This window comes from Borreliella mayonii, assembly GCF_001945665.1.
Taxonomy (GTDB): Bacteria; Spirochaetota; Spirochaetia; order Borreliales; family Borreliaceae; genus Borreliella; species Borreliella mayonii.
The window spans coordinates 848082-862734 of sequence record NZ_CP015780.1 but is presented as its reverse complement, the minus strand read 5'-3'; the positions used below and the strand labels follow the sequence as shown (position 1 = coordinate 862734).

Genomic DNA, 14653 nt, shown 5'->3' with positions numbered 1-14653 from the left:
ATATGCCTAACAAACCTTACTATTTTTTTTGTAAAAAAAATTAACTATTAAAAATGTAAATATAGAAACAAAAAATGATGGAAAAACAGGGTGAAAAAACCAAATATTTAAACCAAAGCATAAAATACACAAATAAAATATTAAACCTAAAAACATAGAAGCAAAAGCAGCCATTTTGCTTGCAAAATTTAAATAAAGTCCAAAAACAATAATAGGGAAAAATGAAACTTCCAAAGCCCCAAAAGCAAAAATATTAACAAAGAATAAAAAATTGGGAGGAAAGAGGGAAAATATAAGTATTATTAAAATAAAAAAAATATTAGAAATCATTATTACCTTGCCAACCTTTATATCTTCTTTTAAATCTTTTTTATAAATAAATATTGACTTTATTAAAACAGAAGTTATTAAGAGTAAATTTGAATCTACTGTAGACATTATTGCAGATAAAAGACCCATAAAAAACATAAAACAAGAAAAAGGAGTTAAAACTTTTAAAGCTACATTTAAAACAACTTTATCATTTGGATTTAAATCTGGAAAAAGAATAACAGCAAAAAACCCTATTAAATGCATCAAAACAATTAAAAAACTGATAATAAAAGTAGAAATGGGAAGAGATAATTTTATAGCATTCTCATCTTTAAATGCTATAAAATTATTAATAATCTGAGGTTGCCCTAATATTCCTATTCCTATTAATATCCAAAAAGAAATTATATATTGTGGTTTTAAGTCAACATTTGAAGGAAGCAAAAGGCTTTTATCTAAACTAAACATTGCTGTTTTGAATAAATTATTAATACCCCCTCCCAAATCTAACATCTTAGAAAACAAAATAACAGATGAAACTAGCATTAAAAATCCTTGAATCAAATCCGTATAAGCTACTGCTTTAAAGCCACCAAAAAATACATAAATAAAAACCAATAGGGAAAAAAGCAAAAGACCGACTACGTAATCAATACCCCAAAAAACTTCTATAAGCTTAGCACCACCTATTAATTGAGCAGAAATCAAAAACATTGAAAAAAAAATCAATACACATCCACTCATTAACGCCAAAAAATCACTTTCATATCTATGTCTAATGTAATCAATAATATTAATTGCATTAATTTTTTTTGATTCACGATTTAATCTCTGACCAACAATAATAAAAGCAATTAAAGTTGTAGGAATTTGTATGGTAGCCAATAATATAAAAGATAACCCATACTTATAAACAGCAGAAGGACCAGAAATAAAACTACTAGCACTAATATAGCTAGAAGAAAATAACAAAGCCATAACAATAAAATTAATATTTCGATTTGCAAGAAAATATTTATTTAATAACAAAAACCTACCTCTATTTCTTTTTTAAAAGATATAAAAATAAAAAAATGATCAATAATGTATCAAGTTTTACTAATTACTAAAATAAAAAAACAAACCAAAATAAAATTTATACTGGGAAATAAAATTACTGACCAAAAAAACCACAAAGGAATATTAAATATAGTAGCTGATGTGTCAATAAAATAAGCAAAACAAAACCACAATACAAACACAAAAATATACAATAATATAGCGTAAAAAATCCTATTTTTCATTTAAAACAACCTTAATAAAAGGACATCAAAATTTATAAATTCAAATATAACGTATATTATATAATATATATTATATGAACAAAAATAAACATATATTAATTGGTATATGTGGAGGTATAGCTTCTTACAAGTCAGTTTACATAGTTTCTAGTTTGGTTAAATTAGGATACAACGTTAAAGTTATAATGACAAAAAATGCAACTAAATTTATTACTCCATTAACTTTAGAAACCATTTCTAAAAACAAAATAGTTACTAATTTATGGGATTTAGACCATAACGAGGTTGAGCATATAAAAATTGCAAAATGGGCACATTTAATTCTTATTATTCCTGCTACTTACAATACAATATCTAAAATTGCATCAGGAATTGCTGATGATGCATTAACTACAATAATATCTGCAAGTACAGCCCCCACTTATTTTGCAATAGCAATGAATAACATAATGTATTCAAACCCTATTTTAAAAGAAAACATAAAAAAGCTTAAACACTATAATTACAAATTCATTGAGCCTGATAAAGGATTTTTGGCTTGCTCATCCAATGCTTTAGGGCGCCTTAAAAATGAAGAGAAAATTATAAAAATAATATTGAATGAATTCAATCAAAAAGATTACCTAAAAAACAAAAAAATACTTATAACAGCATCCAGAACTGAAGAATTAATAGATCCAATTCGCTATTTTTCAAATAAATCAACGGGAAAAATGGGGTTTTGCTTAGCACAAGAGGCTGTCAAACTAGGAGCTCAAGTTACAATTATTACAGGACCAACTAATGAAAATGAGCCTGAAGGGGTCAGTATTATAAAAATAAAAACTGCAATGGAAATGTATAAGGAAGTTCTCAAAATATATAATAAATTTGAAATAATAATTGGAGCTGCCGCTGTTGCAGATTTTAAGCCCAAACACATTTTCAATAGTAAAATTAAAAAAAATGAAACCAATAGATTATATATAAAATTGGTAAAAAATCCTGACATAATCAAACACGTAGGACACAATAAGCTTAAAAACCAAATTGTTGTTGGATTTTGCGCTGAGAATTCTAAAAATTTAATTCAAAAAGCTAAAGAAAAATTAAAAAATAAAAATTTGGACTTTATCATTGCAAATGAACTTAAATATTTTGGTTCAAACTTAAACAAAGCTTATATAATAAATAAACAAAGCATAAAAGAACTGCCAGAAATGGAAAAATCAGAAATAGCTAAAGAAATTTTAAAAATTTTGTACTAATGCTACTTAGCAGTTTGTTAATAATCAATAATTTTTTAAAAGCATTTTAATATATTCGGAATTCGTTTCACTTTTAATTTTTTTAAGTTTATCAAAAAGTAATGAAGATTTATTATAAACAGCTCCTTTTAATGCAAAATGCTTTAAATCAATATTTTTGCTGTCAATGATTTTAGAATAAAAATTATCAAAATTACCCTTTTTACCAGCCAACATTGAAGCAATACCTTTTAAAATATTTGAAGGTCTATTAACATTTTCTTTTTTAACAATTTCTAAAGCAATTGACAATGCTTTTAAAGAATCCTTATCCAAAAGGTAGCTAAACATTGAAATTTTAAAATTATTATCAATCTTAAAATCAAACATGATGTTTTTTATTTCAATATTCCCGAGATCCATATCAATTAAAGCATTAGCAGAAGCTTCTCTAACTTTAAGAGATGGATCGCTTTTAACCTTATAAATCAAAATATCCCTTGCTGAAGAGTCCTTATGCCCTTTGATTGCATTAATAGCTTTAAATCTAATATTATCATCAGAATCTCTTAAAAATCCTTGTAAAATCTCTTTAGACTTTAAAGAAGGATCTTTAGATAAAGAAGCAATAATAGCTAATTTAACATTTAAATTATTACTATTACTCTGAAGATACAAATCAGCATTTGTGGTTACTTTATCTGGAGCAAGATATGACAACGCTTCGATTGCAGCAGCCTTAATTGATGGGCTTTCGTAATTATCCAAAGAAATTTCATAAATTCTATCCTGATAATCAACAGCAGACATTTTTCCAAGAGCAATAAGTATTTCTCTTCTAGCCCCATCATTTCCAGAATATTTTTCAAAAACTTCCATCATATTTTTAGAATACTCAAGAGAATTAAGCTCTCCTAAATAATAAGCCGCAATAGATACTACATTACCCTCTTTATTTTCAAGAATGTCAATAAGAGTTTTTTTTAATTTTTCTTTATCATCAAACTCCTTAAGATACGAAATTGCCAAGCCAAATAAAGCATTTGAATATCTCTTACTCTCATAATTTTCAAGAATATAATTTGCTGTATCAATACCCCCTGAATACTTAAGAGCAATAAACAACTCAAGTATTTCCTTTTTAATCTCAGCATTAAAAGTTTTCTCAAGTCTTTTTTTAAGAGAAAAATTATATTGACTATCACTTGATTTTTTAAGAGCTTTTATAATGCTTGTAACTTGACTATCAAGTCCATAAAGAATTGTATCGTTAACGTACTTACCATCCAAACCAACATTAGAAAAATTCTCACCCCTAAAAGAATTTTCTCTCTCAACAGGCTTATTTTCTGTAATTTTGGGCAACAAAGGAGGATTAGGAAAAGTTGGAGAATTAACATTTTGAGCATACGCATTCAAAATAAGCAAAAAAAATAAAAAATAAAAATATTTCATAAAGTATCTCTCCTAATAAACCTAAAAAGCTTATTTATTCCTAAAATAGAATAACAAATAAACAAAATAAAAATACTAACAATTCCAGCTGTAATTAAAAAATAAAGATTTTTAAAACTAAACCCCACATCCCACTGAAACTTTTCAAAAAAGAAATAAATTATATATAAAGGGAAAAGCGTAATAATTGACTTTAAAAGAACAAATAAAATTTCAATTAAATCAATTTTAACCCCACTTTTCAATATTATAAAATAAAAAACAATTACACAAATCATAAAAGAAATAGATTGGGCTAATGCTAAAGCATTCAAACCATAATAATTAATGCCAAAAACAGAAAGTGCAATATCAAGAATAGAAAATAAAACGCTCAAATAAAATGGTGTTTTTGCATCACGAATAGAAAAATAATATTTTTGGAAAAAACTAAACATTGAATAAAAAAGTAAGCCCAAAAGAAAACATTTCAAAACACCCGCTGTTTTTTGAGTATCATAAATAGAAAACTTGCCCCCCATAAGAAATAAATTTAAAATATAATCAGACCAAATAAACATTAAAAAAGACACAGGAATAAAAATTAATAATAAAATTTTAATTCCATCTACTAAAAGGACATTTAATTTTATATTATCTCCTAAAACAGCATGCTCTGCCATTTTAGGAAAAATCACTGTTGCAATAGAAATATAAAAAATTCCTACAGGAAGCTGATAATAAACTACAGCATTACTAAGAATAGAAACACTTCCTACATCAAGGGTAGATGCTAATGCAAATGAAATCTGCTGAGTAACAATTGAAATGGAGAATCCAAAAATCATACGAAGCCATCTGGTTAAAAAATTTAAAAATACTTTTTCTCTAAAATAAAATGTTGGTTTCCAGGCAAAACCAATCATAAGGCAATTTACAAACGGAATCAAAAATTGCAAAAACCCACCAAAAATTACGCCAATAACAGCACTATATATTCCAAAACGACCATAAAATAAGAATATACTCAATATTATTCCAAAAGAAAGCATAATAGGAGAAAATGAAGGAATAAAAAAAATTTTATATGAATTTAGAACAGACGCGAAGATTGATGATAGGCTTATTAGTAAAATATATAATGCCAAATAACTAAATACAGAACTTGCAAAAATTAAGTTTTCCCCCCTATAATAAGATATAAAATACATAATAGGCTTTGCAAAAATAATCATAACTAAAACAATTAACCCAATGGAAATAACGTTAAAGGTTATAACAGTACTGAAAAAAGAAACGGCTTTTTCGTGTGATTTGTTTTTTTCATGTGTAAATTCAGGTAAAAAAGCCGAAGTCATTGCACCCTCTGAAAGAATTTTGCGCAAATTATTAGGAATATTGAAAACATAGTTAAAAATATCAGCATCAAGATTTGCACCAAAATAATAAGAGAAAATCTTTATCTTTGCAAAGCCCATTATTCGTGAAAAAAAAGTGGAAATCATGACCAAAATCGTAGAAACAACATATTTATTCATCGAAATTTCCTTCTTCATACTTTTTTAAATATGAAGTTCTAAAGTTTAAAAAATTATCATTTAGAATTGCGGTTCTGATCTTTGAAATCAACCGAAACATATAGTGAATATTATGCTCACTTGCTAAAACTATTCCAAAAAGCTCTTTCGATTTTATCAAATGTCTTAAATATCCTCTTGAATACCTTGTACATAAAGTACAGGAGCAATTTTTATCTACTTGGAAAGTATCATCCTTATATTCCTTCCTACCAATGCGCATAACCCCATTATCTGTCAAAAGAGACCCATGCCTAGCAATTCTTGCGGGATTAACACAATCAAAAATATCAATTCCGTAATATATAGCATCAAGTATGTAACGAGGAGTACCAATACCCATTACATACCTTGGTTTTTCTTTTGGTATCAACAAAGAACTATATTCAAGAATTTCTAAATATTTCTCTCTTGGCTCTCCAACAGAAATGCCTCCTATAGCAATACCTGGGCTGTCTAATTCTAATATATCATTGATGCTTCTTTTCCTTAAATCTTTAAAAAAATTTCCCTGAGTTATTAAAAATAAAAGCCCGTTGCATCCCTCTTTTCTGTTTCTATAAGATTTAAATGTACTGCGAGCCCAATTTGTTGTAATATTTGTATATAAATTGGCTTCATTATAATCAATCCCGTAAGAGCTGCAAATATCAAGTGGCATAATAATATCACTGCCAAAAATTTCTTGCATAGCAAACACCCCCTCAGGAGTAAAATAATGATACGATCCATCTAGATGAGATTTAAAATGCACACCTTTTAGATCAATTTTTCTCAGACCAGAAAGAGAAAATACCTGAAATCCACCCGAATCAGTTAAAAAATTTTTATTCCAAGTTGTAAAATTATGAAGACCACCATATTTTTCAATAGTTTTAATACCTGGTCTTAAATATAAATGATAAGTATTTGCAAGCATCAAATTACATTCCAATTTCTCAAGAACAGTATGTTTTAATCCTTTCATTGCCCCCAAAGTACCAACTGGCATAAAACAAGGAGTATCTACTCTACCATGGGGAAGATTCAGAAATCCAACCCTTGCATTAGAATGTTTGTCATTTTTAATTACACTAAACATATAAACATCCAAAATAGTTATTATATATTATCTCCTAACAACCCTATAAACAAAAAAATTGATAATCAAAAAAAATACAGTTGTAAAAGAGCTTGCTATATATATGTGCAAATAGCCAAGATCCGCTAAAAAATTAAAAATTACAATAGAAATGACATAAATAACAGCAAAAGCAATGCTATTTAATAAACTGAGTATAAAAATATTTTTTTTAAGAGCAAGAGCAATAAACCCAACAGTAAAGCTAAGAAGAATCAATCTAAATGAAAAGAATACCCTATTTAATAAATCAAACAATGCATCAGAATAATTTAAACGTTCGGCTTTTAGAAAACTTATCCAATTAATAAGTTTGGTAAAACTTAATGCCTTTGACGAAAGCATCACAGTTCTTATGTAATCAGGCGCTAGCTTAATAATTCCTGTTCCATCAAGAACATCGTAGGCATTCTCCTCAATTTTTTTACCAACCTTAACAAACTCTCTAATACCATAAAGCTTCCATTTATTATCTTTCCATTCAGCTTTATTTATATCGTACCTTGCTTGAAATTCATCTTCACTATCTTTAATTATAATCATTAAGTTAAAAAAAACATTCTCATCAATATCATAAGATTTAATATTGTAAATTTCTCTAGCAAGATCTCTGATTATTATAGTTTTATCGCCAGATCCAGTATTACCAATGCTGTTCTTAATAAGAATATCTCTTCTTGCTACGGTATCTATTACTAAATAATTATCAAAAAAGAAAAGAACAACTGAAATAAATACACTAATCAAAATGATTGATCTTAATATTCTGGTAAGTGAAACTCCACAACTAAAAAGACCTATTATTTCATTTCTCATAGAAAGATTACCAATAAGGTTAGAAATAGCAAAAAGAAAAGATAAAACCACTCCATCTGAGAACGCTTTTGGCAAATACAAATAATAAATATAAAGAATATCCTTAAAGCCAATATTCTTTTCAAGATAATTAAGAAGATTGACAAATAAATCACCAAGCATAATTAAAATCATGAAAAGTAAGTTCATGGATAAAAAAGTCAAAATGATGCTTTTTACAAAAAGCTTATCTATTTTCATTTTTTCAACAATCTCAAAAAGAGAATTGCTCCTGCAATAATTAAAATTAAATTGGGCAAAATGGTAACAATAATAGGATTTGGTGCATACTGCACAGTATAAACTTTCCCCCCAATAAACATTACCCAATAAAAAACACAAACAATAATTGAAATTACAAGCTCAAGAATAATGGAATATTTTCTATTAGAATACATTCCCATTGAAAAAGCCAAAAAAATAAAAAATAGAACTGAAAGTGGCAAACTAATTTTTTGATAAAATTCAAGATTAAACAAAGCCAAATTTTGCTTCATGCTTTTATCTTGATAAGGTTTAAAATTTAAATTTAAATTATACATATAGTTTAAATTTTCAAACACATAATATTCATCCATATAATAGTTTTGATTGTACAAATAATTTAAATAAAGATTTGAAAAATTTAAACTTAAAAAGTCTCCTTCTAAATTATTTTTTATATTTGAATCTGCAATTAAATTATTTTGCTTTTTAATTAATCTTATAACATCCCTCATACTCATTTGGGAAGGAGTTACATAATTTAATAAAAAACTATCACTAAATGTAACCTGATCGATTGAATATTTCATCTTATCTGCATAAAAATAATCATAAAATCCACTCTCACTGTCTGTTAAAGCAATAGATAGAACATCATCTAAAATAAAATACACTTGAAAATTTTCTTTTCTAATATCAAGATTTTTTGCCATAAATATTCTATCAAAACCCTTAAGCCTAGTGTTATCAAAAAAAGTTACATTTTTATAACCATTTTCCGATTTCTCACCAGAAACAAAAATTAAATCTCCATACTGCTTGCTTGAATAAGGCTTTAATACTAAATGGGGAACTTCTTCTTTTATTTCATTAAAAATTTTCAACCTACCAATAGATCCAAGTGGAAGCAAAATATCATTAGATATAAAAGATACAAAAACAATAACTACTCCCAATTTAAAAAATGGAAAAAGTAAATCAAAAACTGATATGCCAATTGAACGAAAAGCTAAAATTTCGTTATGAAGCTTGAATTTATGAATAGTAAGAATTACCGAAATCAAAGAAGCAAAAGGGGGAGAAAGTGCAATCACCATGGGAAGAGAATATATAATAAAAATAAAAGCCTTAAAAAAGGGAACATAATTTTGAAGAAGTATTCTCATAAAGAATAAAATTTGATTTATAAAAAATACGAAAAAGAAAAATAAAAACGTAATTAAAAAATATTTAAAAAATTCAGTAATTATGTAAGACTCATAACTGTTTTTTAATATTTTCATCTACAAAAACCAAACCGTTATTAAGAGTACCTAGTATAACATAATTTTCAAATCTAGAAACTTTTATTAAATTCAAATTAAGAAGTCCATTATTGGGTCCAAAATAATCCCAATTGTCATTTTCAGAATCATAAATCAATAACCCATGATCAAAGGTTGCAAACAATAACTTTTTATCTTTAATCTCCATATCCATGAAATAATTAACATCAATATTATTGGCAATAACGTGCTTTTTATAGCTATTTTTATTTAAATTTAATTCAAAAAGACCTCCACCATATGTTCCAACAAAATAATTATCTTTATATTCTTTTATAAAATTAATATTTTTTTCATTATCATTTTTGCTAAAAAAATTCAAATGTTCGATCTTTTTAAAATTATCGATATTAATACTATAAATAGCCTTGTCAACCGTTCCAACCAATAATAAATTCTTTAAACTATTAAAACACAGCGAAGAAATTTTATTAGATCCAAGCGGTATATTTTTCCAATTTTTTAAATCATAAAACCATAACCCAGAATTTAGAGTACCAACAAATATTCCATTTTTAACACCAAGCAAAACTTGTACATTACTAAAATCAGCATTACCGGGAACATTTATTTGCTTTAAATCTCCATCAACATCATCTATATAATAAACAGCATTTTTCCCACCAATATAAATTATTCCATTATAATCTGCAAAACCTCTAATACCATTTAAAAAAATGCTCTTTTTATCCTTAATATAAACTCTACAATCATTTTTTTTAATATTATATCTTAAAAGCCCCCCCAATATATTAGTTACAAATATATTATCATTAAAGACAAATGCGTCAAAAACGCTATTATCAAGAAATCCTAAAGATTCTAAGTTTAAATGACTTACTCCAAGTTTATTACTTAAAAAATCATAAATCTCTTTATCATAACCTGAGATAGAAAATTCATTAATCTCTTTAAATGCAGAAATTGCATCTGATTTTTCTTTAACAAGATATTTCAACTCAGCTGATCTTAAACTAGCATGAGAATATTTATAGTCTTTTAAAAAGAGGTCAAAATTATATTCAGAAAGATCATAAAAACCATTCTCATAATTTACATACCCAAAAAACAAATTCGCCTTAGCTAGTAATTCTCTATTATGCTGATTCTCATTAACTACTATTTTATTTAAATAATAATTTGTCAAGCCAATATTTTTTTTAGCATAACTTTCTCTAGCTTTTCTAAAATAAAAATTATTTTCTTTTAGAAAAGCATCACTAAAGAAGAAAGATTCATTATCTTTTAATCCTATCAAATAGTCTTTTTTAAATTTACTCTCATTAACAACATTATTATCACTAATAATGACTGCTTCTTTTTGCTTCTCTACAAAATTACTAAGATCGCTAATATTAGAATCTTGAATAGATCTATTTGTAGTAAGGCAGGAAAAAAACAAGACAAAACATATTGGATAAGCTTTAAATAAATTATTCAAAACAAATTTCATACTATTTTAATAATCTTTATCTCTAACAATTTCAAGATCAATTTTTCCAAATTTATCTATATCAATTATTCTAACTTTAATTCGCTGTCCTTCTTCTAATTTTGGAGGTCGAACTAACCCTGTATTGCCTCTTATATTGTCTGCGCCACTGCCAAATCTAGAATATCTATTACCATTCCCAAATCTTCCAGAACCATACTTACTGTCTCTAGGTTTCAAACGAGTACTTAAAAACCCTTCCTTTGCAGGAGTAAGTTCAATAAAAGCCCCAAAGCTATTAATCTTTTTAACAGTTCCTTCGTAAATTTCGCCTACTTTTGGTTCTCTTACAATACTCTCTATTCTTTCTTTAGCCTTTTGCATCTTAAAATCATCATCCCCGAAAAGAATAATTTTTCCATTCTGCTCAATTTGAACCTTAACTTCAAATTCATCTGTTATAGCCTTAACAGTTTTTCCAGTAGATCCTATCACAAGAGATATCTTGTCAATGTCAATTTGTAGTTGAACAATTTTGGGAGCATACTTAGATATACCAACTCTTGAATTCGAAATTACAGTATTCATAATAGATAGTATGTGTATTCTACCTATTCTTGCCTGCTCAAGAGCATCCCTCATTAAATCTTTAGTAACATTTTCAATCTTAATATCCATTTGAAATCCAGTAATTCCATTTTTTGTACCAGCCACTTTAAAGTCCATATCGCCTAAATGATCCTCTTCTCCAAGAATATCACTTAAAACTACATATTTATCCCCTTCGCTAATAAGCCCCATGGCTATTCCTGCAACTTGCCCCTTAACAGGAACCCCTGCTGACATTAAAGACATGCTCCCAGCACAAACAGTAGCCATTGAAGAAGATCCATTAGACTCTAAAACCTCAGAAACTACCCTAATAGTATATGGAAAATCGTTTTTCTCAGGAACCATTGATTCTAAAGCCCTTTGAGCTAAATGACCATGACCAATCTCACGCCTACCAGTCATAAGTCTACCAGTCTCACCAACTGAAAATGGAGGAAAATTGTAATGGAGCATAAAATTAAGACGCTTATCGCCATCAATATCATCCATTATTTGCTCATCAATGCTTGTACCAAGGGTAGTTACTGCTAAAGCTTGTGTCTCTCCCCTTGTAAAAAGTGCAGATCCATGCGTTCTACTTAAAATATCAACTTCCGCAATAATATCTCTTATCTCATCAGGAGCTCGACCATCTGTTCTAATATTGTAGTTAAGAATAGAATTTCTAACAATCTCCTTCTCAAAATCATCAAAAGCTTTATGAAAAAGAGACTCATTGCTATCGGTCAATTTCTCAAGAGAATAAAAATGCTCATAAGATTTATTTCGCAGCAAAGTTATAGCTTTATCTCTATTAAGCTTTCCCTTAACAAAACAAGCCTCTTTAAGGTCAGTATAAATAAAATCTCTAAGCTCCTCTTTAAATTCAAATATTTTTTCTTCAAAAGCTAAAGGAAGTTTTTCCTTCTTGCCTACAATATCTAAAAATTCTTTTTGAGCATTGCAAATTTGTTTAATATATTCATGCGCACCGTCTATTGCTGAGAGCAAAATATCCTCACTAACCTCATTAGCACCACCTTCTACCATAGTAATTCCATTTAAACTTCCAGCAACAACAATATCAAGATCAGAATTATGAATCTCTTCAAATGAAGGGTTTACTATAAACTTACCATTCAAATAAACCATTCTAACAGCTGCAATTGGACCATTAAAAGGAATATCTGACAAAAAAACTGCCGTAAAAGCAGCATTCATTCCAACAACATCAGGAGGATTGAGCTGATCTGTGGCTAAGGTCGTAGGAATTACTTGAATTTCTCGACCAAATCTTTTATCAAAAAGAGGTCTCATTGGCCTATCTATTAGCCTTGAAACAAGTATTTCTTTATCCTTTGGCTTTCCTTCTCTTTTGATAAATCCTCCTGGAATTTTACCAGCTGCATAATATTTCTCATTATATTCAACAGAAAGCGGAACAAAATCTAAATCTTCTCTCACATTGCTTGAACAACAAACAGTTGCAAGAACCGAAGATCCTCCATAAGTTGCAAGAACCGATCCATTAGCCTGCTTAGCCATAAATCCAGTCTCAAACACTAACTCGTCTCTACCTATTTTCAACTTTAATATTTTCCTCAAAATTCAACCTCTTTTTATTTTCTAAGACCAAGTTTAGATATCAACATCCTATAAGCTTCTAAATCTTTTTTCTGGTAATACCGCAATAAACTTCGCCTTTGCCCTACCAACTTTAATAAGCCTCTTTTTGAACTGTGATCTTTTTTATTTATCTTTAAATGCTCAGTTAAATACTTTATTCTACCTGTAATAAGTGCGATCTGAACCCCAACAGAACCAGTATCACTTTCATTTTTTCCAAAATCAGAAACTATTTTTTGTTTTTGCTTTTTATCTATCATAAAGCAACTCCTATACCATTATAACAAAGCTCTAACAAACCTATTGCCATAATTTAAACTTACTATGATAGATTATAATATTTTTTCTTAAAAATAACAAAAGCAATTTATCCTTTTCAGGTTATTTTTAAGAAAAAATATTAAATTGCTTAAAAAATAAATATAAAATTAAAATATAATAATATATTTATATTTATTTAAACCCACTCCTTGAATTACTGCTAATATTTTTCCTTCTCTGGATTTTAAAATCTTAAATTCATTAATATTAATTTTAATTTCAACATAAGCACCATTTTTAACAAGATTTATCTTATTAGAATCAATGTAAACCTTTTCAAAAAAACTTCTTAAAGATTCTAGACTAATTAAAGAGGCTTTGCTCAAATTTCCACACAATGTGGAATCTTTTAATCTAAACATACCTACTTTAGTTCTTTTTAAATTGCTAACATACGCAAAAGAATTTAGAGAATAAGCCAAATCTCTTGCAATGCTCCTAATATAAGTGCCTTTTGAACAACTAATTTTTAAACTAAGCAAAGAAGAAGTAAAATCATAACTTAATCTTTGAATATCATAAACAGTCACTCTTCGTTTTTTAATTTCAAAAAACTTTCCATTCAAAGCAAGTTTATAAGCCCTGCTACCATCAATATGAACAGAAGAAAATCTAGGGGGACTTTGATAAATCTCTCCTACAAAATCTTTAAGTTTTAAATCTATATCCTCTAAATTAGGGATATAATCCGTTTTATTAACTATTCTCCCATTCGGATCAAGAGTATCTGTTTCTAATCCAAATCTAAATTCTGCTACATACTCTTTATCTAAAGAAGTAAAATAACTTGAAAGCTTTGTATATTTTCCTACAAGAGCAATCAAAATTCCACTTGCAAATTTATCAAGTGTGCCAGCATGTCCAACACGATTTGTATTAAAATATTTTTTTATAGGGAAAAGAGTTTCAAAAGAAGTTTTATCTTGCTCTTTATTAATTAAAAGGAATCCATTTTCCAAATTTAATTCTCTCTTGTAGTATTTAATCCTTCAATTAACTTATTAACATAAAATGACTTAGAAAGAGAATCATCCTTAAAAAATAATAATTTAGGAGTGCTTCTAACTTTAATTCGCTTAATAATTTGACTTTGAATAAATCCCTTAGCATTATTTAAAGCTTTAACTGCATTATCCAAAGAAGCTCCTTCTTTGATAGAGCCCACAAACACTTTGGCATTTATTAAATCTTTTGAAAATTCTACTTTAATCACGGTTAAAAATGAATGAATTCTGGGATCTTTAATCTCCCCACTTACTATTAAATTGCCAATTTCTTGAGCAATAAAACTTTCGAGTTTAAACTTTTTTATATTCTTATACATAAACACACATAAATAAAACAATA

The 14653-nt window shown here is 27.6% G+C and carries 13 protein-coding genes; 1 reads left to right on the top strand and 12 read right to left on the bottom strand.

Annotated features, from left to right (window positions below):
• Window positions 1-6: 6 nt before the first annotated feature.
• Window positions 7-1341 (bottom strand): sodium/pantothenate symporter, encoded by a 1335-nt coding sequence (gene panF / locus Bmayo_RS04125; RefSeq protein ID WP_075552451.1) that lies wholly within the window; start codon window positions 1339-1341, stop codon window positions 7-9.
• Between the two features lie 59 nt (window positions 1342-1400).
• Window positions 1401-1595, bottom strand: coding sequence for a DUF997 family protein (locus Bmayo_RS04120; protein ID WP_075552450.1), 195 nt, complete (start codon window positions 1593-1595; stop codon window positions 1401-1403).
• A gap of 74 nt (window positions 1596-1669) precedes the next feature.
• Between Bmayo_RS04120 and coaBC the strand changes: the two genes are divergently transcribed.
• Window positions 1670-2842 carry a bifunctional phosphopantothenoylcysteine decarboxylase/phosphopantothenate--cysteine ligase CoaBC gene (coaBC, locus tag Bmayo_RS04115; protein WP_075552449.1) on the top strand — a complete coding sequence of 391 codons (1173 nt, stop codon included), beginning with the start codon at window positions 1670-1672 and terminating at the stop codon, window positions 2840-2842.
• A 24-nt stretch (window positions 2843-2866) separates the two neighbouring features.
• Here coaBC and Bmayo_RS04110 read toward each other — a convergent pair whose 3' ends face one another.
• From Bmayo_RS04110 to rbfA, 10 genes are all read right to left on the bottom strand, one after another.
• Window positions 2867-4276 carry a HEAT repeat domain-containing protein gene (locus Bmayo_RS04110; protein WP_075552448.1) on the bottom strand — a complete coding sequence of 470 codons (1410 nt, stop codon included), beginning with the start codon at window positions 4274-4276 and terminating at the stop codon, window positions 2867-2869.
• On the bottom strand, window positions 4273-5793 hold the full coding sequence (gene murJ / locus Bmayo_RS04105; RefSeq protein ID WP_075552447.1) for a murein biosynthesis integral membrane protein MurJ: 1521 nt from the start codon (window positions 5791-5793) through the stop codon (window positions 4273-4275). The genes Bmayo_RS04110 and murJ overlap by 4 nt, the downstream gene beginning before the upstream one ends.
• Window positions 5786-6913 carry a tRNA guanosine(34) transglycosylase Tgt gene (tgt, locus tag Bmayo_RS04100; RefSeq protein ID WP_075552446.1) on the bottom strand — a complete coding sequence of 376 codons (1128 nt, stop codon included), beginning with the start codon at window positions 6911-6913 and terminating at the stop codon, window positions 5786-5788. The genes murJ and tgt overlap by 8 nt, the downstream gene beginning before the upstream one ends.
• Before the next feature lie 27 nt (window positions 6914-6940).
• The gene (locus tag Bmayo_RS04095) at window positions 6941-8008 is read right to left on the bottom strand and encodes an LptF/LptG family permease (RefSeq protein ID WP_075552445.1); all 1068 of its coding nucleotides are present in this window, start codon (window positions 8006-8008) and stop codon (window positions 6941-6943) included.
• Complete coding sequence (locus Bmayo_RS04090; protein WP_075552444.1) at window positions 8005-9294, bottom strand: LptF/LptG family permease; 1290 nt, start codon at window positions 9292-9294, stop codon at window positions 8005-8007. Before Bmayo_RS04090 ends, Bmayo_RS04095 begins: the two co-directional genes overlap by 4 nt.
• Entirely contained in the window at window positions 9269-10789 is a 1521-nt protein-coding gene (locus Bmayo_RS04085) for a ligand-binding sensor domain-containing protein (protein ID WP_075552443.1), read from the bottom strand. Before Bmayo_RS04085 ends, Bmayo_RS04090 begins: the two co-directional genes overlap by 26 nt.
• A gap of 6 nt (window positions 10790-10795) precedes the next feature.
• Window positions 10796-12964: a polyribonucleotide nucleotidyltransferase gene (gene pnp, locus Bmayo_RS04080; RefSeq protein ID WP_075552442.1), complete on the bottom strand. Its 2169-nt coding sequence runs from the start codon at window positions 12962-12964 to the stop codon at window positions 10796-10798.
• A 14-nt stretch (window positions 12965-12978) separates the two neighbouring features.
• Window positions 12979-13245: a 30S ribosomal protein S15 gene (rpsO, locus tag Bmayo_RS04075; protein WP_075552441.1), complete on the bottom strand. Its 267-nt coding sequence runs from the start codon at window positions 13243-13245 to the stop codon at window positions 12979-12981.
• Between the two features lie 168 nt (window positions 13246-13413).
• The gene (truB, locus tag Bmayo_RS04070; RefSeq protein WP_075552440.1) at window positions 13414-14265 is read right to left on the bottom strand and encodes a tRNA pseudouridine(55) synthase TruB; all 852 of its coding nucleotides are present in this window, start codon (window positions 14263-14265) and stop codon (window positions 13414-13416) included.
• Window positions 14266-14267: 2 nt separating this feature from the next.
• Entirely contained in the window at window positions 14268-14630 is a 363-nt protein-coding gene (gene rbfA, locus Bmayo_RS04065; RefSeq protein ID WP_075552439.1) for a 30S ribosome-binding factor RbfA, read from the bottom strand.
• Window positions 14631-14653 lie beyond the last annotated feature (23 nt).